This window comes from Comamonas sp. B-9, assembly GCF_000410635.1.
Taxonomy (GTDB): Bacteria; Pseudomonadota; Gammaproteobacteria; order Burkholderiales; family Burkholderiaceae_C; genus Comamonas.
This window is the reverse complement of sequence record NZ_KE148545.1, coordinates 20,622-45,493: the sequence shown is the minus strand read 5'-3', so window position 1 is coordinate 45,493 and position 24,872 is coordinate 20,622. Positions and strand designations below refer to the sequence as shown.

At 59.7% G+C, this 24,872-nt stretch carries 20 protein-coding genes; 18 read left to right on the top strand and 2 right to left on the bottom strand.

Annotated elements, in window-relative coordinates:
• Nucleotides 1-94 precede the first annotated feature (94 nt).
• From H928_RS0109040 to H928_RS0108980, 13 genes are all read left to right on the top strand, one after another.
• A complete protein-coding gene (locus H928_RS0109040; RefSeq protein ID WP_021026198.1) occupies nt 95-448 on the top strand; it encodes a DUF2304 domain-containing protein in 354 nt (117 codons plus the stop codon).
• A 38-nt stretch (nt 449-486) separates the two neighbouring features.
• Nucleotides 487-1,947, top strand: coding sequence for a mannose-1-phosphate guanylyltransferase/mannose-6-phosphate isomerase (locus tag H928_RS0109035; RefSeq protein ID WP_021026197.1), 1,461 nt, complete (start codon nt 487-489; stop codon nt 1,945-1,947).
• On the top strand, nt 1,944-2,753 hold the full coding sequence (locus H928_RS0109030) for an ABC transporter permease (protein ID WP_043339388.1): 810 nt from the start codon (nt 1,944-1,946) through the stop codon (nt 2,751-2,753). Before H928_RS0109035 ends, H928_RS0109030 begins: the two co-directional genes overlap by 4 nt.
• A complete protein-coding gene (locus H928_RS0109025) occupies nt 2,753-3,967 on the top strand; it encodes an ABC transporter ATP-binding protein (RefSeq protein WP_021026195.1) in 1,215 nt (404 codons plus the stop codon). The genes H928_RS0109030 and H928_RS0109025 overlap by 1 nt, the downstream gene beginning before the upstream one ends.
• The gene (locus tag H928_RS30725) at nt 3,964-5,220 is read left to right on the top strand and encodes a bifunctional 2-polyprenyl-6-hydroxyphenol methylase/3-demethylubiquinol 3-O-methyltransferase UbiG (protein WP_021026194.1); all 1,257 of its coding nucleotides are present in this window, start codon (nt 3,964-3,966) and stop codon (nt 5,218-5,220) included. Before H928_RS0109025 ends, H928_RS30725 begins: the two co-directional genes overlap by 4 nt.
• Complete coding sequence (locus H928_RS26890; protein WP_084635742.1) at nt 5,204-7,807, top strand: glycosyltransferase family 1 protein; 2,604 nt, start codon at nt 5,204-5,206, stop codon at nt 7,805-7,807. The genes H928_RS30725 and H928_RS26890 overlap by 17 nt, the downstream gene beginning before the upstream one ends.
• The gene (locus tag H928_RS0109010) at nt 7,804-8,784 is read left to right on the top strand and encodes a glycosyltransferase family 2 protein (RefSeq protein WP_027010735.1); all 981 of its coding nucleotides are present in this window, start codon (nt 7,804-7,806) and stop codon (nt 8,782-8,784) included. The genes H928_RS26890 and H928_RS0109010 overlap by 4 nt, the downstream gene beginning before the upstream one ends.
• Nucleotides 8,781-9,425, top strand: a complete 645-nt coding sequence (locus H928_RS0109005; RefSeq protein WP_021026193.1) for a bifunctional 2-polyprenyl-6-hydroxyphenol methylase/3-demethylubiquinol 3-O-methyltransferase UbiG — start codon at nt 8,781-8,783, stop codon at nt 9,423-9,425. Before H928_RS0109010 ends, H928_RS0109005 begins: the two co-directional genes overlap by 4 nt.
• Nucleotides 9,425-10,285: a lysylphosphatidylglycerol synthase domain-containing protein gene (locus H928_RS0109000; protein ID WP_027010734.1), complete on the top strand. Its 861-nt coding sequence runs from the start codon at nt 9,425-9,427 to the stop codon at nt 10,283-10,285. The genes H928_RS0109005 and H928_RS0109000 overlap by 1 nt, the downstream gene beginning before the upstream one ends.
• Before the next feature lie 15 nt (nt 10,286-10,300).
• The gene (locus H928_RS0108995) at nt 10,301-12,520 is read left to right on the top strand and encodes a hypothetical protein (RefSeq protein WP_148293102.1); all 2,220 of its coding nucleotides are present in this window, start codon (nt 10,301-10,303) and stop codon (nt 12,518-12,520) included.
• A gap of 197 nt (nt 12,521-12,717) precedes the next feature.
• Complete coding sequence (gmd, locus tag H928_RS0108990) at nt 12,718-13,752, top strand: GDP-mannose 4,6-dehydratase (RefSeq protein ID WP_021026191.1); 1,035 nt, start codon at nt 12,718-12,720, stop codon at nt 13,750-13,752.
• Nucleotides 13,752-14,720, top strand: coding sequence for an NAD(P)-dependent oxidoreductase (locus tag H928_RS0108985; protein WP_021026190.1), 969 nt, complete (start codon nt 13,752-13,754; stop codon nt 14,718-14,720). Before gmd ends, H928_RS0108985 begins: the two co-directional genes overlap by 1 nt.
• Before the next feature lie 359 nt (nt 14,721-15,079).
• Entirely contained in the window at nt 15,080-15,907 is an 828-nt protein-coding gene (locus H928_RS0108980) for a glycosyltransferase family 1 protein (RefSeq protein ID WP_158400500.1), read from the top strand.
• A 43-nt stretch (nt 15,908-15,950) separates the two neighbouring features.
• On the opposite strand, the gene zigA is transcribed toward H928_RS0108980, so the two are convergent.
• Nucleotides 15,951-17,192, bottom strand: coding sequence for a zinc metallochaperone GTPase ZigA (gene zigA / locus H928_RS0108975; protein WP_021026188.1), 1,242 nt, complete (start codon nt 17,190-17,192; stop codon nt 15,951-15,953).
• 175 nt (nt 17,193-17,367) lie between these two features.
• On the opposite strand from zigA, the gene H928_RS26885 reads away from it, so the two are divergent.
• From H928_RS26885 to H928_RS0108950, 5 genes are all read left to right on the top strand, one after another.
• Entirely contained in the window at nt 17,368-17,628 is a 261-nt protein-coding gene (locus H928_RS26885) for a hypothetical protein (protein ID WP_021026187.1), read from the top strand.
• Between the two features lie 27 nt (nt 17,629-17,655).
• Nucleotides 17,656-18,084, top strand: coding sequence for a Fur family transcriptional regulator (locus H928_RS0108965; protein WP_021026186.1), 429 nt, complete (start codon nt 17,656-17,658; stop codon nt 18,082-18,084).
• Nucleotides 18,085-18,696: 612 nt separating this feature from the next.
• Nucleotides 18,697-19,431, top strand: coding sequence for a metal ABC transporter ATP-binding protein (locus H928_RS26880; RefSeq protein WP_052329879.1), 735 nt, complete (start codon nt 18,697-18,699; stop codon nt 19,429-19,431).
• A complete protein-coding gene (locus tag H928_RS26875) occupies nt 19,428-20,321 on the top strand; it encodes a metal ABC transporter permease (protein ID WP_021026184.1) in 894 nt (297 codons plus the stop codon). Before H928_RS26880 ends, H928_RS26875 begins: the two co-directional genes overlap by 4 nt.
• A complete protein-coding gene (locus tag H928_RS0108950) occupies nt 20,318-21,304 on the top strand; it encodes a metal ABC transporter substrate-binding protein (RefSeq protein ID WP_021026183.1) in 987 nt (328 codons plus the stop codon). The genes H928_RS26875 and H928_RS0108950 overlap by 4 nt, the downstream gene beginning before the upstream one ends.
• Before the next feature lie 1,644 nt (nt 21,305-22,948).
• On the opposite strand, the gene H928_RS26870 is transcribed toward H928_RS0108950, so the two are convergent.
• On the bottom strand, nt 22,949-24,872 hold a 1,924-nt coding region (locus tag H928_RS26870; protein WP_084635745.1), incomplete at its 5' end, for an ATP-binding protein.

The following is a 24,872-nucleotide window of genomic DNA, read 5'->3' as shown; positions in this document are numbered from 1 at the left end:
TTTTCTGTTTCAGGCAGTAAAGACGCCGCCATGGGGCATGCGCCGCTTGCGCCTTATCCGGGCCTTCGGTATGTCCCTGTGAATCAAGGTTGGAATGGCCAATTATCAAATTACGACCACCGTTCTGGGTGTGCTTTTTGCTGCGGTGATTTTGTTTCTGATCCGCGGCGACCGGCTGTATTTGCGGCTGGGCCTGTTCTGGATGGCTGTTGCCCTGCTGGCCGTATTGCTGGGCGTGTGGCCGCGTCTGCTGGACCACTTTGCCGACGAGCTGGGGATTCGTTACTCCCCCACCTTGCTGCTGGTCTGTGCAGTCGGTGTGCTGTTTATCAAGGCCCTGCATGCGGATATGGTCAATACCCGTATTGAGCGGCAGGTACGGCGCCTGAACCAAAGCCTGGCGCTGCTGCAGCTCAAAAACCAGCAAGCGGCCAACGACAAGCGCTGAGGCGCTGCTGCAACTCCTATTTACCGAGATTGATTCGAATGCCAAAACTAACGCCTGTCATTCTGTGTGGTGGCAGTGGAACCCGCCTGTGGCCTTTGTCGCGCGAGCACTATCCCAAGCAGTTTTTGAGCCTGGGAGGCGATGGCCAGTCGATGTTGCAGAACACGGCGCTGCGCTTGAATGGCGTCCACCCCGGCATTACGCAAACCAGCCCTGTGCTGGTGTGCAATGCCGACCACCGCTTTTTGGCCGCACAGCAATTGCAGGAGCAAGGTATTGCTGATGCCAAGCTGGTGCTGGAGCCCGCTGGTAGAAATACTGCCCCTGCGCTGACCTTGGCCGCCTTGGCTGCAGACGCCGATGCGGTATTGCTGGCCATGCCGGCCGACCATGTGATGACGCGCCCCGAGCAATTGCACCGAGCCGTTGAAGCGGCTTGGCCGCTGGCCAGCGAAGGCGCGATGGTGACTTTTGGCATTGTGGCCAACCGCCCCGAGACGGGTTATGGCTATATCCAAAAGGGCGCTGCAGACAGCAATGGTGCTTTTGGCATCGAGAGCTTTGCCGAGAAGCCAACCCTGGAACTGGCCGAGCAGTACCTGCGCAGCGGCCAGTACCTGTGGAACAGCGGTCTGTTCATGGTGCGTGCCGACCAGTGGCTCAAGGCCATGGCCGCCCTGCAGCCCACGATGCTACAGGCCTGCGAGCAGGCCATGGCGCAGAGCAGCCGAGATATGGACTTTATCCGCCCCCATGCCGAACTGTTTGGCGCCTGCCCAGCCGATTCCATCGACTATGCGGTGATGGAAAAGTTGCCGGTTCGCCCCGAGCTGGGTGTGCCCGCACGCGTAGTGCCGCTCGATGCCGGCTGGTCCGATTTGGGGGCCTGGGATGCCCTGTGGGATGTATTGCCGCGTGATGCACAAGGCAATGCCGGCAGTGGCGAGACCCTGGCCATCGACACCAACAACAGCCTGCTGTTCTCCGAAAGCCGCCTGATCGCTGCCGTGGGAATGGACAATGTGGTGATCGTCGAGACCCCCGATGCGGTATTGGTGGCCGACAAATCCCGTACCCAGGATGTGAAGAAAGTGGTGGCTGAGCTCAAGGCCCAGAACCGTAGCCTGGCCTCGGCCCACCGCAAGGTGCACCGCCCCTGGGGCTGGTACGACAGCATCGACAGCGGCAGCCGTTTCCAGGTCAAGCGTATTGTCGTCAATCCGGGCGGACAACTGAGTTTGCAGATGCACCACCACCGTGCCGAGCACTGGATTGTGGTCAAAGGTACGGCGGAGGTGACCAAGGGCGACCAGACCTTTCTGCTCAGCGAAAACGAATCAACCTATATTCCGCTGGGCCATGTGCACCGGCTGGCCAACCCCGGCATGGTGCCACTAGAAATCATTGAAGTGCAGTCGGGCAGCTACCTGGGTGAGGATGATATTGTTCGGTTTGAGGATACCTATGGGCGTGCGCCCGATCTGGTGAGCGGCAAATGAGTTTGCCGGGCTTGTCGATGATGCGTGCGCTATGGGCGTACCGCAGTTTTGTGTGGAGCAGCGTCATGCGCGAGTTCCATGGCAAATACCGAGAGTCGCTGCTGGGTGCTTTCTGGTCGGTGGCCAATCCGCTGACGATGATCATCATCTACACGGTGGTGTTTGGGCAGCTGATGCGCAACACCTTGCCCGGCCATGAGCAGACGCCTTTCGCCTTCAGCATCTACCTGTGCGCCGGTGTCGTCACCTGGAGCCTGTTTGCCGAGATGCTGTCCCGGCTGAACAATGTGTTCCTGGAGCATGGCAACCTCATCAAGAAATCCAATTTCCCCAGGATCTGCCTGCCCGTCATCGTCACCGTCTCGGCGTTGATCAACTTTGGCATCGTCTTTGCGCTGTACCTGGCATTTCTTGCACTCATTGGCCACTGGCCGGGTATTGCGCTGCTGGCGGTGCTGCCGCTGCTGGCATTGCAGATCCTGTTTGCCTTGGGTCTGGGCGTTTTTCTGGGCACGCTTAATGTGTTCTTCCGGGACGTGGGCCAACTCACCGGGGTGGTGCTGCAGTTCTGGTTCTGGTTGACGCCGATCGTCTATACCCTGCCTGCGTTGCCGCCCCAGGTGCGGAGTCTGGTGGCGCTGAACCCCATGCAGCCCTTGATGGCCGCCTACCAGCAGATCTTTCTGGACAAGACGCTGCCAGCCTTTGGCCCGCTGCTGCCATTGCTGATGCTGACTGCGGGCTTTCTGCTGCTGGGCGCTTACTTTTTCCAGGCCCGCGTGGGTGAGCTGGTGGATGAGCTGTGATGACTGCGCTGACTGTTACCAATATCGGCAAGGCCTACAAACGCTACCCCAGCAAATGGATGCGGGCCTGGGAGTGGATCACGCAACGCACCAGCCACGAAAAAACCTGGGTGCTGCGTGACATCAATTTCACGGTGCAACCGGGCGAGGCGGTGGGCATCATCGGTGTCAATGGCGCCGGCAAGAGCACCTTGCTCAAGATCATCACCGGAACCACACAGCCCACTCAGGGAAAGATCAGCAGCCAGGGCCGTGTGGCAGCTTTGCTGGAGCTGGGCATGGGTTTTCACCCCGACTTCACGGGCCGGCAGAACGTTTTCATGGCAGGGCAGTTGCTGGGCTTGAAACAGGAAGAAATTGCTGCCAGTTTGCCCGCCATTGAAGCGTTTGCTGAGATTGGCGACTACATCGACCGCCCCGTGCGCATGTATTCCAGCGGCATGCAGATGCGCCTGGCATTCAGCGTCGCCACCGCTGTGCGCCCCGACCTGCTGATCGTGGACGAGGCCTTGTCGGTGGGCGATGCCTACTTCCAGCACAAGAGCTTCAGCAAGATTCGGGAGTTTCGGCAACTGGGAACGTCGCTGTTGATCGTCTCGCACGACCGTGGCGCCATCCAGAGCCTGTGTGACCGTGCCATTTTGTTGGAGCGCGGCTTTGTCATCAAGGATGGTGCTCCGGAAGAGGTGATGGACTATTACAACGCCTTGATCGCGGAAAAGGAAAACGCCACGGTGGAGGTCAAGCGGCTGCAAGATGGGCGCGCACAAACCCGGTCGGGGACAGGAGAAGCTCGGGTCCAGGGCATCAGGCTGCTCAATGCCAAAGGCGAGGCTGTTGAATATGTGAATGTGGGCGAGCCAGTCCAGCTGGACGTGCAAATCCGCCTGCATGCCGACTTGCCCGAGCTGGTACTGGGCTACATGATCAAGGATCGTCTGGGTCAGCCGGTCTTTGGCACCAACACCTACCACCTGGGCACGGACTTGAAGCAGCTCAAGCAGGGCGAGACACTGAATTTGCGGTTCTCCTTCCCGGCCAATATGGGCCTGGGATCGTATTCGGTGTCCACCGCGCTGCATACCTCGGACTCCCATCTCGCTGCCAACTATGAGTGGCAGGATCTGGCGCTGATGTTCAACGTGGTCAATATCGATCGACAACCGTTTGAGGGGCTCAATTGGTTACCTCCTGACGTGGAATGTAAAAGATGAGTGTTGCTGGTTTTTATCGCGCCTTTGAAGATCGCCACCGTGGCTCGCGCGAATTGATTCGTGAACGTCTCCAAGTCTATCTTCCCTATATCAAACCGCTGCTGGCGCTGCACCCGCCAGCGGCGGCCCTGGATCTGGGCTGTGGCCGTGGTGAGTGGTTGGAGTGGTTGGGCCAGCTTGGTTTTCAAGCGCATGGCGTGGACCTGGATGCCGGCATGCTGGAGGCCTGTGTCTCGTTGGGCTTGTCAGTGTCGCAGCGCAGTGCGCTTGTGCAGTTGGCTGATCAAGAATCTGAGTCGCTGAGCATCGTGTCCGGCTTTCATATCGCGGAGCACTTGGAATTTGCAGATCTGGAAAAGCTGGTGATGGAGGCGATGCGGGTACTCAAGCCCGGTGGCTTGTTGATCCTGGAAACGCCGAACCCCGAAAATCTGGTTGTTGGTAGCTGCAATTTCTACATGGACCCGACGCACCAACGGCCAATCCCACCTTTGCTGCTGAGTTTCCTCGCCGAACACCAGAATTTTGCGCGGGTTGGAACACTGCGTTTGCAGGAGTCTCCCAGCCTGTATGCGCAGAGGGACATCGGACTGATGGATGTGTTGGGCGGTGCCAGTCCGGACTATGCCATCGTGGCCCAGAAGCACGCTGCGCCTGAGGCGATGGCCGGTTTTGATGCGGTGTTTGAGGCCTCTTATGGCCTGCAAATCCATCAGTTGGCTCAGCGCTACGACAGCAAGTTGACTGAACTTAGCCAACGCATTGCCAGCACGGAGATGCAGTTAATCAGCCTTTCCCGGCTATCAGAGTGCGTTGAGGAAAAGATGCAATTGGCAGCAGCGCTGGAAGCGGATAACGCTGCGTTGCGTAGCAGCTGGTCATGGCGTTTGACTGCACCGTTGCGTTGCGCTATGGGCGGCCTTGTCGGGATCAGGCAAGGGCTCCAAGAGCCTGATGCTGGCAGCAAAGTACAACCATCCATCGTTTGGATGATGGCGCAGGTACTGCGTCATCCCCGTCTGAGTAACCTGATCAATATCGGACTCATCCGATTTGCACCGGGTTTGCATGCCCGCTTGCTGGCGGTGGGGCGCAACCATGGCATGGTGGAGCAGTCAGAGGCTGCACAGCAGGAGCCGGCGATGACCTGGGCGGAGTTGACGCCCCAGGCGCGAAGGATATATACGGATTTAAATCTGGACACAGAGCCGCGCCAGGATAGCAAGGGAGGCCCGCATGCGGATCGTCATTGACATGCAGGGTGCACAGACGAGCAGCCGCCTGCGAGGTATTGGCCGGTACAGCATGGCGCTGGCCCAGGCCATGGTCCGCCACCGGGGCGAACACGAAATCATTCTGCTGCTCAATAGCATGTTCCCGGAGACGATTGCACCTATCCAGCAGGCCTTCGCCGGTCTTCTGCCGCGCAAGAACATCCGTACCTGGCATGCCCTGGCGCCCGTGGCGATGGATGTTGCCGACAATCAGCAGCGGCGGCATATTGCGGAGGCCATCAGAGAAGATGTCATCCACCAACTGCAGCCCGATGTTCTGCACATTACGAGTCTGTTCGAGGGTTTTGGGGACAATGCCGTCCACAGCATCAGGGCCTATGAAAAATCGCCGCTGGTAGCGGCCACTTTCTACGACCTGATTCCGCTGATCCAGAAGGACATCTATCTCGACCCTAACCCCCGATTCAAAAAGTCCTACGGCGAAAGAATAGAGCATCTGAAACGTGCCGATTTGCTGCTGGCGATCTCCAGTTCATCACGACAGGAGGCCATAGACCACCTGGCCTTTGAAGAAGGCAAGGTGGTGAATATTTCTGCGGCGGCAGACGATTGCTTCCAACCGCTTGCACTGGATCAGGACGCCAAGGAGGCGCTGAAGCGGCGCCTGGGGATCAAGGGGGCGTTCCTGATGTATTCCGGTGCTACCGATGATCGGAAAAATCACCTCGGTTTGATAGAAGCCTACAGTTTGTTACCCGCATCTATGCGGGAGGCGTACCAGCTGGTACTGGTGGGTGGGCTGCCTTTGGCGCATCGCCAGAAATTCGAAGGCTATGTACGCAAGCTTCGCTTGAACAAGGCCGACGTAATCATCACTGGGCGTGTCAGCGACGAAGATCTCATCGGGCTGTACAGCATTTGCGATCTCTACGTATTCCCGTCCTGGCATGAAGGCTTCGGTTTGCCGGTGCTGGAGGCGATGTCCTGTGGTGCTCCCGTTATTGGCTCCAACAACACCAGCGTTCCCGAAGTGATTGGTTTTGAACGCGCGTTATTTGACCCCTATTCGCCCCAGTCGATCGCGGACAAGATACAGGAGGTCCTGAACAACCAGACGTTGCATGCCGAACTGAAGACCCATGCCCTGATCCAGGCTGCGCAGTTCTCCTGGGAAGCCTCTGCACGGCGCAGTATTAAGGCCCTGGAGGCGCTGTATGAAAATGCCCAACGTGCAGGAGCGCCCCCGCATGTCGAGCCGACAGAGCACGCTGGCCTCCATCACCATGTGGTGGAGATCCTGAAGCGGGACAAGCAGAAGCTGGATTTGCTGCGCTTGTCGCAAATCATGGCCCGGAATGTGCAGCTCAGCAGGCCACAGCTGCTGGTCGATGTTTCCGAGCTGGTGCAGCGCGACTCGCGTTCAGGTATCCAGCGGGTGGTACGCAGCATTCTGAAAGAGTGGCTATCGTATTCTTCGGAGAAATTCGATGTGCGCTTGGTGTATGCCAATGACACCGAACTGGGCTACCGCTATGCCGCCCGCTTCGCCAAATCATTTTTGTCCCAGGATGGTCAGCTCGCAGCGCAGGCCTCAGAAGACGATGCACCGATCGATTTTTACTGCGGTGATCATTTTTTTGTACTGGACATGCAGCATGAGGTGCAGATCTTCCAGCAGCCCTTCTACCAGAGGATGCGTGAGAGAGGCGTGACGCTGCAATTCCTGGTGCACGACATCCTGCCGGTGACCATGCCTGCTTTTTTCCAGGAACGCGCGGTTGCAAACCACGAGGCATGGCTGCAAGTAGCAGCAGCAGGCGACACCGTCATTTGTGTATCTCATGCCACAGCGCAAGCACTGCAGGCCTGGATGGCTGTGCAGGCGCCAGACGGCCGCAAGCCGGAGGTGGGCGTGTTCCACCTGGGCGCAGACATCCACAGTTCCTTGCCCAGTACGGGCATGCCAGAAGATGCGGACTTCATCTTAGGGCAGCTATCAGAGCGTCCCACCTTTCTGATGGTCGGCACCCTGGAGCCTCGCAAAGGCCATGTTCAGGCTTTGGATGCCATGGAGGTCCTGTGGCAGACCCAGTGCGATGTGAATCTGGTGCTGGTTGGCAAGCTGGGCTGGCACATGGAAGAACTGGCACAGCGTCTGCACGACCACCCTGAGCGCAATCAGCGTCTTTTCTGGCTCGATGGCATCAGTGATGAGTACCTGACTCAGCTGTACCAGCACGCAGACTGCCTGCTGGCTGCATCTGTCGGAGAAGGTTTTGGTCTGCCTTTGATTGAGGCTGCCCGGCATCGATTGCCCATCATTGCGCGTGATCTGCCAGTGCTGCGGGAAGTGGCTGGCGAGTATGCCTACTACTTTAATGCAACGGATGCCGAGCAGCTCGCGCAGGCGCTGCGCCATTGGCTAAGCCTCTATGAAGCCAAGGAACACCCGGGCTCAGAGGAGATGACTTGGTTCAGTTGGAAGCAGAGTGCCCAAGATCTGTTTGAGCTGGTGCAAGGCAATCCGCCGCCGCATCTGACCACACGCGTCTCGCGCCCTGCGCTGTATCGCCAATGCCTGCCACAAGAAGAAAGCACTCCATGAAGCTGATCATTCAAATACCTTGCCTCAACGAAGCCGGCACCTTGGCCATTGCATTGCAGGCACTGCCTCGTCAGGTCGCGGGATTCGACGCCGTGGAATGGTTGATCATCGACGACGGCAGCTCAGACGATACCGTGCGCGTGGCCCAGGAAAATGGCGTGGACCACATCGTTCGCCACACGCGTAACCAAGGGCTGGCACGCGGCTTCATGACGGGGTTGGATGCCTGCCTCCGTCTGGGCGCCGATGTCATCGTCAATACAGACGCCGACAACCAGTACAACGCGCAAGATATTCCACTGCTGACCGCCCCCATCGTTGCTGGCACCGCGGACATCGTGGTGGGTGCGAGGCCGATAGAAACCATTGCGCATTTCTCACCCCTCAAGAAAATGCTGCAGAAGCTCGGTAGTTGGGTGGTGCGGGTTGCCAGCAATACCGATATACCCGATGCTCCCAGCGGTTTCCGTGCCATGGGCCGCATGGCCGCGCAGCGTTTGGTGGTCTTCAATGACTACACCTACACGCTGGAAACCATCATCCAGGCGGGCCAAAAGAACATGGCCATCACCTCGGTGCCCATCCGCGTCAATGGTGATCTGCGCCCCTCTCGTTTGGTCAAGAGCATCAGCTCCTACATCAAGCGCAGCATTGTCACCATCATTCGCATTTTCATCATCTACCAGCCCTTCAAGTTTTTCATTTCCATCGGATCGATACTTTTTGGCTTGGGTTTTTTGATTGGCCTGCGATTTTTATGGCGGTATTTTCACGGGGAAGGCTCTGGAAACATCCAGTCGCTGATCCTTTCCGGTGTACTGCTGGGGATGGGCTTTCAAACCTTCCTGGTGGCTTTCCTCGCAGATCTGCAGGCGGCCAACCGCAAACTGATGGAAGACATGCGTTTTGAATTGAAGCTGCAGAGCAGTGCGAAAGCTGTGTTGCACAGCGACAGCGAAAGGAAAACCCAGGGATGAAGATTTCCGGAGGCTTGCAGGAGCAGGGTATTGTCGTGGGGAATAATTATGATAAATACTCCTCGAAAAATCCGATAGCGCGTCGAATGGTGCAAGGTTTCTCCGATACCTTGTCATCGCTGGTGAAGAAGACCGGTGCGCAGACGATCCATGAGGTGGGCTGTGGTGAAGGCTATTGGACCTTGGGTTGGAATCGGCAGGGCATGGATGCCAGAGGCAGCGACTTTTCTGAGCAAGTGATTGCGCTTGCGCAGGACAACGCAAGGTCGCAAGGGATTTCACCCTCCATATTCTCCCAGCGCAGCATCTATGATCTCGTGCCCGCCAGTGACGGCGCAGAGCTGGTGGTGTGCTGCGAGGTGCTCGAGCATCTGGAAGATCCCCGGGCGGGTCTGGAGGCGCTCCAGCGGGTGGCCCAGGAACATGTCATTCTGAGCGTCCCGCGGGAGCCCATCTGGTGTGCGCTGAACATGGCCCGAGGCAAGTACTGGGGAGATCTGGGCAACACACCCGGGCATATCCAGCACTGGTCCAGCGATAAATTTGTCCACCTCGTCTCCGAATATTTTGAGGTCCAGGAGGTCTGCAAGCCTTTGCCGTGGACCATGCTGCGATGTAAAAAATTCCAGTCCTCCACTTGATGCCTGCCAAATTATTCTCCAAAAAATACCTGCACCTGATAGGCGGGGTGCTGGGTGTTCTAGGTATATTTTTTGTTGCAGCGCGGCTCTATAAATACGCTGACCAAATTAGCATCGCGCATTTCTCATCCCGAGAAATTTTCTGGATGGTATTGGCTGTGTGTGTGTATGGCGCGGCCAATGTCCTTCTGGCACTGGCCTGGCAAAAAATACTGGCTTTCTTTGATGCACCTGTCGCAACCCCGTGGGCGATTCGAGCCTATGGCGTTTCGCAGTTGGCCAAATATGTACCGGGCAATATCTTTCAATTTGCGGGGCGGCAAGCCATCGGTATGGCCGCTGGCCTGGAAGCGCGCGCTTTGCTGAAATCCACCCTCTATGAGTTGGGCTTGCTGGCGCTGGTTGGCGCATGCTATGGGATTCTGGCCTTGCCACTGTTGCTCGGCTGGCTGACCGGATGGATGGCCTTGCTGCTCTTTATCGCGACGATCAGCGCTTTGGCATGGGGCATCCACCACTTTTTCTCTGCAAAACTGGCTGCCGCGTGGGGAATGCACACGCTATTTCTGTTGGTGTCTGGCCTGATTTTCTGGCTGATTTTGCAAAATATCAGCCATGCCACGCCGCTGCCGGTCGCTGGCGTGGCAGGGGCCTATGTGTTGGCATGGCTGATTGGCTTGGTCACCCCGGGGGCCCCCGCTGGCGTGGGTGTTCGAGAGGCGGTGCTGTTGTTTCTATTGGGTGCCTGGGTACCACCAGGTCAGTTGGTGTTCACCATTGTGGTGGGGCGTATGATGACCGTGATCGGTGATCTGCTTTTTTTCGGCGTCAGTTGTGCAATGAAGCGCAGCCCAGCCTGAGCTCATAAAAAATATATGCGTTTTTCTTTTCCCAAGCCGGGGATGTCGGTATCGGGCATGGGTCTGGCTGGTGTTTATGCAGCTGCCTGTCTGTTTGTGCTTTTTGTCAATGGTGCACTTCCTTTTGTGGGCATCCCGACCCTTGGTCAAGCGGTATGGACCACCGGCTTTTCTCATTCGTTTGCGAATGAGTCCATGCTCAGTATCCATGCCCACAATTTTGGCGCGCCCCATCCCGCCGCGATGGCTTTCGGTTTGGCTGGCGCATGGCTGGCTGGGGTGTTCATCAGCCTGGGGCTGCATGCCGCTGATGCCTATGCCTTGATGGTGGCATTTTGGCTCGCGTTGGCTTTCTGGGGCGCTTACCAACTGTCCCGGGCATGGGATGTCTCTGCATCTTTGTCGATACTCGCAGCACTGGCATGGGGAACCATGCCCATGGTCTGGAACCATGTCGCCTATTCGATGCTCTCGACAGGTATTGCGCTGCTGCCGTTTTATGTCTGGGCGGCATGGCGATTCTTTAATGCACCCTTCGCCAGCGCCAAGGGCAAAGCAGCTCTTTATGCCTTGGTTTGCGTACTGTCCATTTTTATGGACGGCTACAGTTTCATGATGTTTGCGGTAGCTGCCAGCATCGTGGCCATCGCTGCTTACTGGAGAAAAACGGCCGGCTTGGCGCATTTGCTGGTGCATGGCCTGTGTTTTGCCATCGCCTATGTGTTGTTTGCGCTCTATATTGGCAAGGGGCAGTACAGTGCCGCCAATCTGGATTTCTTCCGAGGCTGGGGTGCCGACATCAGCTTTTTCCTGATCCCGTCCAAAGGGGTGCATTGGCTTGCCGATCTGATGGGCTGGAGCAGAGCCAGGTCCATGAACGAATATTTCGGCGACACATCGGTCTGGATCACGACGTTCTGCCTGCCTTTGCTGGTGTTTGCTACTGTTTTTTGCTTCTTGCTGAAAAGCCAATACAAATATCCGCTGATGGTGGTGGCCTTGTTTGGTTTCTATATGGCCATGGGGCCCTCGCTGAAATTCAACTCGGTCAAGCCAAGCCCTGAAACGCCCGACTTGATGGAGGCCCGGTATGCCATCGCCCCGACGGGATCGGGACTTCTTTCTGAAAATCTCCCGGGCTTCAAGAATATGCGTGCCAGCTACCGCTGGGGTGCCTTGGGCTTCTTTGGTGCCTGGGCCCTGATGGTGGTCGCGCTTTCTGGAAAACAGCGCAGGGGACTGACGACAGCTGCCGCTCTGTCGATGCTGTGCATCACCGCGCTGAACCTGCCAGACTTGCCTAAAAAATATGTGTTGTACAAAGCCTATCGTTCGCAGTTCATGCAGATTGACCATGATCTGGTGCTGAAGATGGGAGACTATTTGAAGCCGCGAGAGAAAGTGGTCTTCCTGCCTTGGAGAAACGATTTTCTGGTGAATTATGTGGCGGGGAAATTAAATATCGTTACCTACAATGTTGGCGGTGACAAGAACTATGAGGATGCGCGACCATTCTGGCCGGGTGTCTTGAAGGCGGTGCCACAGGGCACCAGCCCGGAGGACTTTTCCATCCGCGTCACCAGCCTGCTGATGAACGGCGACGCAGACGCCGTGGTCGTCCCTTACATCGACATGCTGTGGGCGGCACACCGCTGGCCGTACCCGGCATCAGAAAAAATGGCATTGGCACCCAAGATCCAGGAATTAAAGGATTCTGCCTATGTCAGCGTGACCGAGGAGGCTTTGTATGCCGCCGTGAGGCTCAAGGCCGGGGGTGTCTCTGCTGCGCAGCGCCAGGAATTTGCAGAGCAGATCCAACAAGACTATTGCTTGGAGCAGAGATGCTTGAAGGTTCAGCGTTTCTCCAAATTGCCATTTACCCAGGTGGGTCGCCTGCAAGACGATCAGTTGGTATCTTCCGGCAAGGCTGGCTTCATGCACTTTGGGCCCTATGCACCGATGGAGTCTGGTGATTACCTGCTACAGGTACGAGGTGAAGCGCCATTGCCGGCAGGTGCATGGGTCGACGTGGTCAGCGGCAATGGATCGCTCAACCATGGGAAGTTCCTCATCGGGCAGCCGGACGCATCGCGTCCAGGGGTGCTGGTCCAAGAACCGATTCATCTAGCGAATGCGGTGCAGGATCTGGAGATCCGCCTTTACGTGAGTGCAAATACGCAGCTGTCCTTGGCGGGCTACGACATGAAGTCATTCAATCGCGCGGGACAGCATTAAGCCTATCGCTTTATTCCATGGGCAGACACGTAGCCGACGATATGGAGCAGACAAAGAGTTTTAATTTTGATTACAAATTGGGCGAGGTTTCGCCAGTGCCTCAGGGGAAAAATACTGCATAGTCAGGCGGGTTTCTGTCCTTGCAATGGCTCTCCAGCAGGCAACCGTGGTTCCATAGATTCAATGAGAAATTTGTCATGAAAAAAGCCATCATTACCGGCATTACCGGCCAAGACGGGGCCTATCTGGCCGAGCTACTGCTCTCCAAGGGTTACACCGTTTATGCCACGTTCCGCCGTACCAGCTCGGTCAACTTCTGGCGCATCGAAGAGTTGGGTATCCAAAACGATCCGAACCTGCATCTGGTCGAGTACGACTTGACCGATCTGTCATCCAGCATCCGCCTGCTGCAGACCACGGAAGCCACCGAGGTCTACAACCTGGCGGCACAAAGCTTTGTCGGCGTGTCGTTTGAGCAACCGGTAACCACGGCAGAAATCACCGGTCTGGGCGCTGTGAACCTGCTTGAGGCCATTCGCATCGTCAACCCCAAGATCCGCTTCTACCAGGCCAGCACCTCCGAGATGTTTGGCAAGGTGCAGGCGGTGCCGCAGAAGGAAGACACGCCGTTCTACCCGCGCAGCCCCTATGGCGTTGCCAAGCTGTATGCGCATTGGATGACGGTGAACTACCGCGAGAGCTATGGCATCTTTGGCGCCAGCGGCATTCTGTTCAACCACGAAAGCCCGTTGCGCGGTCGCGAGTTCGTCACCCGCAAGATCACCGACAGCGTGGCCAAGATCAAGCTGGGCAAGCTGGGTGTGATGGAACTGGGCAATATCGATGCCAAGCGGGATTGGGGTTTTGCCAAGGAGTATGTCGAAGGCATGTGGCGCATGCTGCAGGCCGATGCGCCTGACACCTTTGTGCTGGCCACCAACCGCACCGAGACCGTGCGCGATTTTGTGCGCATGGCGTTCAAGGGCGCCGGTATGGATGTGGATTTCCAAGGCAAGGCTGAGGATGAGACCGCCATTGATACTGCCACCGGCAAGACGGTGATGAGGGTCAATCCCAAGTTCTACCGTCCTGCCGAGGTGGAGTTGCTGATTGGCGACCCCGCCAAGGCCAAGGCCAAGCTGGGCTGGGAGCCGCAAACCTCGCTGGAGCAGCTGTGCCAGATGATGGTTGAGGCCGATATGCGCCGCAACCAGGTCGGGTTCTCGTTCTGATGAACGCCGCTGCCAATGCCGTGGGTGCAGCAGCGCAAAAGCGGGTGCTTCTGACGGGTGCGCAAGGCTTTACCGGCCAGCATCTGGTGCCCTTGCTGCGCGCTGCTGGCTGGGATGTCTGGTCGCTCGATCGCTCGCCACCCGAGGGCGCTGGGCTGATTCCAGCAGCGCAGTGCCTGCAGGCGGATCTGCTGGACGACGCTGCCTTGCAACGCGCCGTGCACCAAGTGGAGCCGCAGGCCGTGGTGCATCTGGCTGCCATCGCCTTTGTGGGCCATGGCTCGGCGGATGACTTTTACCACGTCAACGTAGTGGGCACACGGCATTTGTTGCAAGCCTTGAGCACCTTGCCAGTCAAGCCGCAATGCGTGCTGCTGGCCAGTAGCGCCAATATCTACGGCAACAGCCATGAAGGTGCCTTGCCCGAGAGCACTACCGCCAACCCTGCCAATGACTATGCGGTGAGCAAGCTTGCGATGGAATACATGGCGCGGCTGTGGCTGCCGCAGTTGCCGGTGGTGTTGGTGCGGCCTTTCAATTACACGGGTCTGGGCCAGTCGCCGCAGTTTCTGATTCCCAAGATCGTGGAGCATGCTCTGCGCAAAGCCGAGGTGATTGAGCTGGGAAACCTCGATGTGGACCGCGATTTCTCGGATGTGCGCGATGTGGCCGCTGCCTATGTGCGGCTGCTCGATAGCGCGGCGCAAGGCCTTGCGGTGGGAAGGGTGTTCAATGTGGGTTCGGGCCGCACTTGGTCGTTGCGCAACGTATTGGCGCAAGTGCAGCAGATCAGCGGGCATGGGATGGAGGTACGGGTGAATCCTGCCTTTGTGCGAGCCAACGAAGTGCGTATCTTGCGGGCTGACACCACTGCATTGGAACAAACTATTGGTGAGTGGCGAAGATACCAATTGGTAGACACCTTGCGTTGGATGCTAGATGCTCAAAGGACAACATGGGTGGTTTAGACATTATCTTGGGTGCGGATGCACTCCATGCGCCGTTGACCGGCATTGGGCGCTACAGCTATGAGCTGGCAAGCCAGCTGCGTCAGCACTCCGATGTGGATTGTTTGCGCTACTTCTCTTTGGGCCGTTGGGTGGCTGACCCGCTGGCCTCGCTGGATGCCAAGCCTTCAAGCCTAGGCAAGGCTCAGGAGGAGCAGCGCGTATCTACTAGCACTTTTCTCCCGAAGACCTCAAAGGTGCGCAGAGTTCTTTCTGCCAACCGCGTAGCCGTACGTATTTATCAGGCTCTGGTGCCTACCCTGTCGCGCTGGCAATTGCGCGGGCAGTCAGAGGCGATTTTTCATTCTCCCAATTTACTGGTGCCGGATTTTCCTGGGAGAACGGTCAACACCGTGCATGACCTCTCGCATGTGTTCTACCCGGAGTTCCACCCACAGGCGCGGGTGGACTTCATGAACATTGCCTTTGGCAGCAGCCTGCGTAACACGACGCATGTCATCACCGACACGGAAACCGTGCGCCAGGAGTTCATCCAGCACTTTGGCTGGTCAGCGGACAAGGTCACTGCCATTGGTCTGGGCATGGATGCCGCCTACCACCCGCGCAGCGATGCTGAATTGGCACAGGTACTGGCCAAGCATGGGCTGCAGCCGCGCAGCTACGCGCTGTATGTGGGCACCATTGAGCCGCGCAAAAACATCGGCCGTTTTCTGCAAGCTTACGAGCAGCTGGACCCGGCCTTGCGCAAGGCTTGCCCGCTGGTGCTGGCGGGTGGCAAGGGCTGGAAATCGGAAGACGTACACCGCCGCATGGAGCAAGCCGCCAACGAGGGTTGGCTGCATTACCTGTCCTATGTCGACCAGGCCGACCTGCCCATGCTCTATGCGGGCGCGCGCCTGTTCGCCTACCCCTCGCTCTACGAAGGCTTTGGGCTGCCGATTGTGGAGGCCATGGCCAGCGGCACGCCGGTGCTGACGTCTGACGCCTCCTGCATGCCCGAGGTGGCTGGCGGCGCAGCGGCCCTGGTCAACCCGCTGGATGTGGACGACATTCTGCGGGGCCTGCAAAGCCATCTGGGTGATGAGGTGTGGCTGCGTGATGCCAGCGCCAAGGGCCTGGCGCGTGCAGCCACCTACTCCTGGCAGCGCTGCGCAGCGGAGACCTTGGCTGTCTATAAGGCGCTGTAAGGCGGTAAAGGTCCTAGACCTTGTTAGGCCTGGTTAGGCCTGGTTAGATCTTGCTATCAGGCCAATCCACAAACGAATGCCGCCACCCCGTCCACACCCCAGGCCCCTGCGCCATCTCCGCATCGCTGAGCAAGCAACTGTCCAGCTGCGCACGCAGCGCAGCCTCATCCATATCGATACCGATCAGCACCAGCTCCTGGCGCGCATCGCCCACGCGCTCGTCCCAGGCTTTGCGGATCAGGGCTAGCGCCTCTTCGTCTTGCGGCCAACGCTCTTGTGGCACGGCGGCCCACCAGTAGCCGGCGGCGCTGTGGCGCGCCACCGCACCGGCCTGTGACCACTGGCCTGCCAACGTGGGGTGGCTGGCCAGCCAGAAAAAGCCTTTGGAGCGCACGACCCCCGGCCATTCCTGGTTGATCAGCGCAAAAAAGCGCTCGGGATGGAAGGGGCGGCGGGCGCGGTAGACAAAGCTGCCAATGCCGTAGGCCTCCGTCTCCGGCTGGTGGCTGCCGCGCAGCTCCTGCAGCCAGCCGGGGGCCTGGGAGGCCTGCTCAAAATCGAACAGACCCGTTTGCAGCACCTTGTGCAGGGGTACCTGGCCAAACTCGGCCAGCTCGATGCGGGCGCGGCGGTTCAGGCCGCGCAGGATGCCCATCAGTTGCTCGCGCTCGGCGTCAGACACCAGGTCGGCCTTGTTGAGCACGATCACATCGCAGAACTCAATCTGCTCGACCAGCAGGTCAACGACGGTGCGCTGGTCCTCATCGCCCAGCGATTGGCCGCGTGCCCGCAGCTGGTCGCGCGAGCTGTAGTCGCTCAAAAGATTGAAGGCATCGACCACGGTGACCATCGTGTCGAGCTGCGCCACATCGCCCAGGCTGCGGCCGTCCTCGCCGGCAAAGGTAAAGGTCTCTGCTACGGGCAGGGGCTCGGAGATGCCGGTGGATTCGATCACCAGCTGGTCAAAGCGGCCTTCGCTGGCCAGACGGCTGACTTCCAGCAGCAAATCCTCGCGCAAGGTGCAGCAGATGCAGCCATTGCTCATCTCCACCAGCTTCTCATCGGTGCGCGACAGCTCCGCCCCGCCCTGGCGCACCAGGGCTGCGTCGATGTTGACCTCGGACATGTCATTGACGATAACCGCCACGCGCCGGCCTTCGCGGTTGTTCAGGATGTAGTTCAGCAGGGTGGTTTTGCCGGCGCCCAGGAATCCGGAGAGCACGGTGACGGGGAGTTTGGGGGGGCGTGTCGTGGCCAGTGGGTAGGAGAGGGTGCTGGAAGTCATCGTGGAATGCGGGGTTGGCGCTGGCTTGGGTGGCTTGCTGCATGCCAAAGCCAGCGTTGGGTGGTGCGTGTGTTGCGGATGTGATATGTTATAACATAACAAATTGAAGCTGATTTTTCTCAAGCGTTCACGGGGGACCGGGGCTGGCAGCCGTTGAGATGTGGAAAGAACACTGATGATTCCAAGAACTTACGCGCAGTGGCGGCACTGCATCACGGTTGAATGCGGCATTCCCTTGAGCGCCGACTTCATCGCGCAACGCCTGGCGGTGTGGCGCAATCCGGGGCTGGAAGAAACCCAGCGCTTCAGGCGCCTGTACGGCGATGCGCATTGGCAGGCGGTGCAGCGCTGGTTGGTGCAGGCGGCGCAGGAGCAAAAGCAGGAGGGCGCCGCTGCGGTGCCCCCGCTGGCAGCGCCTGCGCAGCAGACCGGCTAAACTCGGGCCTCTGCCTTTGTTGTCACCATGTCCACAGCCGCCAAAACGCCCCAGCCCGAGTTGACCAAGCACCAAGCCCTGGTGCTGCAAGCGCTTGCGCGCGAGGCCAATCCGGCCAGTGCCTATGCGCTGCTCGACCAGCTGCGTGACGAAGGCCTGCGCGCGCCCCAGCAGGTGTACCGCGCGCTGGACAAGCTGATCGAATACGGTCTGGTGCACAGGGTGGAAAGCCTCAACTCCTTTGTGGTCTGCGCACATACCCATGCCGAAGGGCATGACCATGGTCTGGTGGTGTTTGCCATCTGCGATACCTGCGGTCAGGTCGATGAGTTCCTGGAGCCTGCGGTGGAGCGGCGCCTCAAGACCTGGTCGAAGGCCAACGGCTTCCGCCCCAGCAGCACCCATGTCGAGATGCATGGCATTTGCAGCCGCTGCGCTGCGGCACCGGCGGCCTAAGAACCTGTTCAAAGTCTCTACGCAGCCGCGTTGGAGTGCAATCGGGATGAGTTCGAAGGGATGGAACGCAGCTTGCACCGGGTTGCAAGCAGGGGCCAGCGTGCATAAATCGCCCGATTTCACTCCAACTCGTAGGGACAGTGGCTTTGCGAGCGGTCTGCGTCGTTGCAAATCCTCGCAATAGCTGGGCTATTGCTGCGGTATTGCGCGGCTGGGCGCCCCCCTAGCATCCCATCTCGCAAAGACACTGTCGCGGCGCGAGGAGACTTTGAACAGGTTCTAAGCGCCTCGGCCAGCCTCCTTCTCTTCTCACAACACACGATTTTTCTGCTTCGGTGCATGGCGGCCTGCGCCAGGCTGGGCTGCGCATTTTCTGTTGGTATTTTCATTTGATGTTATAACATCACATTTTGAAAATGCTGCAGGTGCATCGCCGATGTTGCCAGCTTGACTGGGCGGCATGGCACCTGCGAATGGGCGAGCTATGGGATCAATACAAACAACCAGGCGCCGCAGCGCCTTGCAGGCGTCTGCGCTTTCGCGCTGCCTGCTGGCGCTGGGCCTGAGCGCGCTGCTCTGGGGCGTGGTGCTATGGGCGGTGCAGCAGCCATGATGCAGTCTGTTCCCAGCCTGCCGGCGGCGGCAGTGCATGGCATCGATTTTGAACTCTCCAACCTGGGCCTGGGCTATGGCGGCAAGCTGGCGCTGCGCGGTGTCAGTGGGCAGTTTGCGGCCGGCTCGATGACGGCCATCGTCGGCCCCAATGGCGGCGGCAAATCGACCTTGCTCAAGGGCTTGCTGGGGCAGCTTGCGCCTATGCAGGGGGCGCTGCGCTGTCGCTATCCGCGTGCGGCGCTGGGCTACCTGGCGCAGGCCTGCGAGGTGGAACGTGACTTTCCCATCAGCGTGGAAGACTTTGTCAGCATGGGCCTGTGGGCGCAGACGGGTGCGCTGGGGGCCGTTAGCGATGCACAGCGGGCGCAGATCAGCGCAGCGCTCGCGACAGTGGGCCTGCAGGGCTGGCAGCCGCGCTGGATTGCCGAGCTCTCGGGCGGGCAGTTCCAGCGCATGCGCTTTGCCCGGCTCTGGGTGCAGAACCCGCCGGTGATCCTGCTGGACGAGCCCTTCACCGGCGTGGATGAGCCCTCCATCGATGTGCTGCTGCAGCTGTTGCAGCAATGGCATACGCGGGGCCGCACCGTGCTGGCCGTGCTGCATGACCGCGAGATGGTGGAAGCGTTTTTTCCGCAGGCCTTGGCGCTGGCAGGCATCCAGCTGGCCTGGGGTGCAAGCGCCGATGTGCTGCCGTGCCTGGCTGCGCGCGCAGGTGCCAGTAGGCGCGCATGATCGCTGAGCTGTTGTGGCAGCCCTTTGTGGACTACGGCTTTATGCGCCGCGCGTTGGCCGGTTGCCTGGCTTTGAGCGCCGGCGCCGCACCCTTGGGCACCATCTTGCTGTTGCGCCGCATGAGCCTGGTGGGCGATGCGATGTCGCATGCCATCTTGCCAGGGGCCGCCCTGGGCTATTTGCTGTTTGGCCTGTCCTTGCCGGCGATGACGATCGGCGGCCTGGCGGCTGGCCTGATCGTGGCCATGCTCTCGGGCGTGGTGACCCGCTACACCGCCTTGCGCGAGGACGCGAGCTTTGCCGGCTTCTACCTGATCTCGCTGGCGCTGGGCGTGTTGTTGATCTCGCTGCGCGGCTCCAATGTGGATCTGCTGCATGTGCTGTTTGGCTCGGTGCTGGCGCTGGACGATCCCACCCTGTACCTGACCGCCACCATTGCCAGCCTGTCGATGCTGGGCCTGGCGCTGGTGTACCGGCCCTTGCTGATGGAATGCCTGGACCCCGGCTTTCTGCGGCTGCAGGGGCGCATGGGCAGCATCAGCCATGCGCTGTTCATGCTGCTGCTCGTGCTCAATCTGGTGGGGGGCTTCCATTCGCTGGGCACCTTGATGGCGGTGGCCCTGGTGGTGCTGCCCGCCGCCAGCGCGCGCTTCTGGCTGCGCGGTGTGGGCCTGCAGATGGCGCTGTCGATGGGTATCGCCATGGCTGGCAGCGTGCTCGGCCTGCTGCTGTCCTACCACGCGGGCATTGCGGCATCGGCCGCCATCACCTTGAGCCTCGGCTGCCTGTACCTGCTGTCGCTCTGCCTGGGGCGGCTGGGCAGCGTGCGCGCGCAGCGCCAACGGCCGGCCAACGATTCTGTGTCTGAACCAATGGGAGTATCCGAATGAGCAACTTTTACCTGAACCGCCGCGCGCTGCTGGGGCTGGCGCTGACCAGCGCCTTGCCTGCCAACGTCGTCTGGGCCGCGGGCCAGCCGCTGCCCGTGGTGGCCAGCTTTTCCATCTTGCAGGATTTGACGCGCCAGGTCGGCGGTGATCGGGTCAGCGTCTCTGCGCTGGTCGGCCCTGACGGCGATGCCCATGTGTTTGAGCCCACGCCGCAGCAGGCACGCCAGTTGCAGCAGGCCAAGGTGCTGGTGGCCAATGGGCTGGATTTTGAGGGTTGGTTGCCGCGCCTGAAGAAGGCTGCGGGCTTTCAAGGCCAGGAGATCGTGGCATCCCAAGGCATTGCCGTGCGCAGCTTGCCCAAGGGCCAGGGCCACGACCATGGGCATGACCACAGCGCTGGCAAGGAAGGGCATGACCATGACCATGGACACGGCCATGCCCACCACCATGGCCCCAACGACCCCCATGCCTGGCAGGATGTAAAAAACGCCATCGCCTATGTGCGCAATATCGCCAAGGGCCTGGCCACGGCAGACCCGGCCAATGCGGCCCAATACGACCAGCAGGCCACGCAGTACATCGCCCGCCTGACAGCGCTGGATGCCAGCCTGAGCCAGCGCTTTGCCGCGCTGCCGGCCGATCGGCGCAGCGTCGTCAGCACCCACGATGCCTTTGGCTATTTTGCCCAGGCCTATGGCCTGCGCTTTGTGCCGGTGCGCGGCCTGTCAACCGAGTCCGAGCCTTCGGCCCGTGATCTGGCGGCCCTCATCAAACAGGTCCGCGAAGAGCGCATTGGCGCCATCTTTGTCGAGAACATCTCCGACCCGCGCCTGCTGGAGCAACTTGCCCGCGAGACCGGTGCTGCCATCGGTGGGCGCCTGTACTCCGATGCGCTGTCGCCCGCCGGCGGCCCTGCCAGCACCTACATCGACATGGTCGAGACCAACGCTGCTACCTTGCTCAAGGCGTTGCAGGCGGGTTAAACAATCTGCTGCCATAGTGGATCGCCGTTTGTCCCTGCAGCATGACAGACGGCGTATACGACCACGATGGACTACTGCCGTCCATGGTGCGGAGCGCCCTCCATCTTGACGATTCTCCATGGCGTTACGCACCCGTTTGGCGTCAGGTGGATCACGCACACAGGCTGGGATCTGGCGCGGGTCTGACTTTGTTCAATGTGCGCGTTTGCAGCAGTTTTTGGTTTGGAAGGTGCACATTCGACCGCCGGTGTGAACGCTTTGACCATCTCTCTGCCTGATACATACCGTGGGCTAGGGTCGCCCATACGAGCAATCAAATATCTGTTAAGGCTCTCAAATTATAAAAAAACTGATATCAAATTCGCTTTTCTGATCATTGTCAATTGATGTTAATTTGCTTAAATTTTCAGCATTTTAGAAACCCAAAGTAGCGGCAGATGGACTTGTTTTTGCTTGATGGGTAAAAGGTCATCTATGATCCGATCTAATAAATAATCTATAAAAATGTAATTGAAAATAGTATTTATTAATTATTTGTGGATGATGCAATCCAGACCCCTACGACCAAAAGCAACCTCTCTGTACTTGTGTGAGGACTGCAGCACCTTGTGCAGGCTACAGACCACGCTGACCGGTGCCTACGCCTATCCAAAGCTGCGTTTGCTGAATCTGCAAGGATTCAGAACTTTGATGGCTCTGCGCTTAGCGGTTAAGCGGTGTGCATTAGCCGTTGTGGGGGCACTGGCGGCGGGGGTATGCCCCAAGGTGGCGACCGCCGGTCCTATTTTGCCGCATGCTCAAGATAGTGCTGCCGCTAGCCTTGCGGCCATTCATGCGACTAGCAGGAGTGGTAACACCCACCAGAAATTGGTCTTGGATGGGGAGGCCTTGGCGCTAGCGAGCCAGTACTGGTATGTTCAAGGCACCCACACCGTCACCAAAAACCTGTACCAGCAGCGCCTGAGCTGGACCTACATACATAAAATGCAGTATCGACAACGGTGCATAGCCACCCAAAGCGCCCCCGCAGATGTGGACCAGGATGCCAACTGTGTGTCCGTGGCAGTCAACGGCGCCAATGGAGAAACGGACAACAGCTGTGCCATTACCAGCGCACCGGTATGGGATGCGCTCAGTGGCATCTATACCGCGTGTGCGCAGCGTTCGGACGCAGAAATGGTTGCCTTTTGCGAGCCAGGGAAGGGCGATGACCAACCCGGGCGGATGGACCTCTACTGCGAAGGCCGTGGCAGCCCCTTGAGCAGCACTGTCGCCCCCAGCGCCTGCCATGCGGGGTTAGAAGGCAACTACATGGTTGAATGTACCGACCCCCAGAACCACTGGAGCAGGCGGGAGCACGGCGGACCGGGCGCCTGCCGCACCACTGTCACGCCCGGCTACGATTTGACCTGTGATGTGCGCCGCACCCCGTGGAGGCCAGTGTCGTCTTGCACACCCCAGGTCCCTGGTGCTCGTAACGGCTGGGTGGGCACCGAATGCCTGCAACAGGACAACATACAGCCCCAAGATCCGACGGCGCAGAGACACAATGGACGACCTGTGCAGGGCGTTCGAGCTTTAAGTGTGATACCAGACGGGGTGCTGGCACCCTGAAACACTGCGTATTGGTGATTGCCGCAGCATTCAGCGCGTGCCAGTGACGGTGGTGGTATGAGGCAGCCCCGCCCCCAGCTGCAGCACCGCCGTTACCATCGTGCCGGCCGGGCTCGATTGCACGCTGAAGCTGGCGCCCAGGCGTTCGGCGCGGGCAGCCATGCTGCGCATGCCCACCGATTGGCCAGCGCGCTGCACGGCCTGCACATCAAAGCCCACGCCATCGTCCTCGACCCGCACCAGCAGCTGGTTGGGCCGGGGCTGCGAGTACTCCACCCGCACCTTGCTGGCATGGCTGTGCTTGATGACGTTGGACAGCGCCTCCTCCACCAGCCGGGTCAGCAGCAGGCATTGCAGCGCATTGGGGCGCTTGCCTTCTTCGACCGTGCCCTGCCACTGCGCGGCAATGCTCCAGTGCGTTTGCACGCCAATCTCATCGAGGATGCGGGTGATGCGGTGGCGCAGCGGCGCGGCCCATTGCACGGGGGTGTCGGGCACCGATGCGCCGGCGCTGGAGCCGTAGTCGATCAGCTGGTTGAGGTCATCGCGCATGCTTTTGAGCAAGGACAGCACGCGCGCGCTGCTGATGGTCTCGTCCGCCTGCTCGACCAGCGCCATGCTGCGCACCAGGGCACCGCCCAGGCCGTCGTGCAGGTCATGGGCCAGGGCCATGCGCTCCTGCAGCTTGGCGTTCTCCAGCGCCTGCACATGCTCGCGCTGCAGCGCCTGGGCCAGCTCGCTGCGGGCAGATTCCACCCCTTGTTTGAGCTCGCGGTTGAAGCGCCGCACCTCATGCATCTGCCGCACCAGCTGGCCGCCCAAGAGCAGCATCAGCAGGCCAATCACCAGCACGCCGCTGAGCGCCGCCCAGTCGCGCGCCACCTGCCAGCGGTCCAGCACCGAGTACAGGTTGTTCAGCGCCACCAAGGTCAGCAGCAGCCAGATGCAGGCGAGCAGGATATGCGCCAGATTGCGCGGCCGTTTGCGCGGAAACCAGGCATGGAGCTGGAACTGCAACCCATTGACCAGGAACACCGCCGTCGCGCCCTGCCACACCAGGCTAAAGCCCTGGCGTGCATGCTCGGCCGGCACCAGACAGGTGATAGCGGTACCGATCAAGGCCAGCAGCCACAAAAAGCGCTCCACCCAGGGCAGCTTTTGCGCGCCAAAGCGGAAGGTGAAGATGCACACGCTCAGCACATAGCCCAGCAGCGCCACCAGGCTGAAGCGGGCACGGGTGAGCGAATCCGGCCAGGGCCACTGGCCGCCCGCCAGGTAGGTGCTCAAATACAGCATCCAGCACAAGGCCATCAGCGCAAACCAGCCATAGGTGCGGGCCTTGCGCTGCAGCAACCAGATGCTGAAGAACAGCACCCCGGCCATCGCACACAGCACGGCATTGACAAAGTAGACCGTGCGCTGGCGCCATTGCTTGCCCGCCTGCACCTGGGCCACCTCTTGCGGCGCGCCCAGGCGCAGCTGGCCCAGGCCCGGGCTCAAGGCGCGGTGGCCCACCGCATACACCCAGATAGTGTTGACCCCGGGCTGCAGCAGCGATTCGGGCAGCAGCCACCAGCGCGGCACATTCCAGCTGCGTGACAGCGGCTCGACCAGGGAGGCATCGCTCCAGAGCAGGTCATGGTTCACATACACCGCACCGGCCACGCTGATGCCATCAATGCCCAATGCAATGGGCTCAGGGGGCGAGGAGGACTCGGCATCGAGCCCAGGTGGTGGGCTGGCGCAGCTGCGCTGCCAGGCAATGCGGTACCAGACGGCGCCATCGTGCGCAGGCCAGCGCTGGGTCCAGAGATCGGGCAGCGTGACCGGCTCCCAGCCCTCGGTCGGGGCTGGCAGCTGCGGGTTGAGTGCGCTGGCGCGTGCCGCATCCACGTGCAGGATTTGCGCCTTGCAGCTGCCGGCCTGGGGAGTGCTGGCTGGCGCGGGTTGGGCC

What these genes read in the sequence shown, in the direction of transcription:
- H928_RS0109040 (WP_021026198.1), top strand. Translation starts at nt 95, where the DNA reads ATGGCCAATTATCAAATTACGACCACCGTTCTGGGTGTGCTTTTTGCT.
- H928_RS0109035 (WP_021026197.1), top strand. Translation starts at nt 487, where the DNA reads ATGCCAAAACTAACGCCTGTCATTCTGTGTGGTGGCAGTGGAACCCGC.
- H928_RS0109030 (WP_043339388.1), top strand. Translation starts at nt 1,944, where the DNA reads ATGAGTTTGCCGGGCTTGTCGATGATGCGTGCGCTATGGGCGTACCGC.
- H928_RS0109025 (WP_021026195.1), top strand. Translation starts at nt 2,753, where the DNA reads ATGACTGCGCTGACTGTTACCAATATCGGCAAGGCCTACAAACGCTAC.
- H928_RS30725 (WP_021026194.1), top strand. Translation starts at nt 3,964, where the DNA reads ATGAGTGTTGCTGGTTTTTATCGCGCCTTTGAAGATCGCCACCGTGGC.
- H928_RS26890 (WP_084635742.1), top strand. Translation starts at nt 5,204, where the DNA reads ATGCGGATCGTCATTGACATGCAGGGTGCACAGACGAGCAGCCGCCTG.
- H928_RS0109010 (WP_027010735.1), top strand. Translation starts at nt 7,804, where the DNA reads ATGAAGCTGATCATTCAAATACCTTGCCTCAACGAAGCCGGCACCTTG.
- H928_RS0109005 (WP_021026193.1), top strand. Translation starts at nt 8,781, where the DNA reads ATGAAGATTTCCGGAGGCTTGCAGGAGCAGGGTATTGTCGTGGGGAAT.
- H928_RS0109000 (WP_027010734.1), top strand. Translation starts at nt 9,425, where the DNA reads ATGCCTGCCAAATTATTCTCCAAAAAATACCTGCACCTGATAGGCGGG.
- H928_RS0108995 (WP_148293102.1), top strand. Translation starts at nt 10,301, where the DNA reads ATGCGTTTTTCTTTTCCCAAGCCGGGGATGTCGGTATCGGGCATGGGT.
- gmd (WP_021026191.1), top strand. Translation starts at nt 12,718, where the DNA reads ATGAAAAAAGCCATCATTACCGGCATTACCGGCCAAGACGGGGCCTAT.
- H928_RS0108985 (WP_021026190.1), top strand. Translation starts at nt 13,752, where the DNA reads ATGAACGCCGCTGCCAATGCCGTGGGTGCAGCAGCGCAAAAGCGGGTG.
- zigA (WP_021026188.1), bottom strand. Translation starts at nt 17,192, where the DNA reads ATGACTTCCAGCACCCTCTCCTACCCACTGGCCACGACACGCCCCCCC.
- H928_RS26885 (WP_021026187.1), top strand. Translation starts at nt 17,368, where the DNA reads ATGATTCCAAGAACTTACGCGCAGTGGCGGCACTGCATCACGGTTGAA.
- H928_RS0108965 (WP_021026186.1), top strand. Translation starts at nt 17,656, where the DNA reads ATGTCCACAGCCGCCAAAACGCCCCAGCCCGAGTTGACCAAGCACCAA.
- H928_RS26880 (WP_052329879.1), top strand. Translation starts at nt 18,697, where the DNA reads ATGCAGTCTGTTCCCAGCCTGCCGGCGGCGGCAGTGCATGGCATCGAT.
- H928_RS26875 (WP_021026184.1), top strand. Translation starts at nt 19,428, where the DNA reads ATGATCGCTGAGCTGTTGTGGCAGCCCTTTGTGGACTACGGCTTTATG.
- H928_RS0108950 (WP_021026183.1), top strand. Translation starts at nt 20,318, where the DNA reads ATGAGCAACTTTTACCTGAACCGCCGCGCGCTGCTGGGGCTGGCGCTG.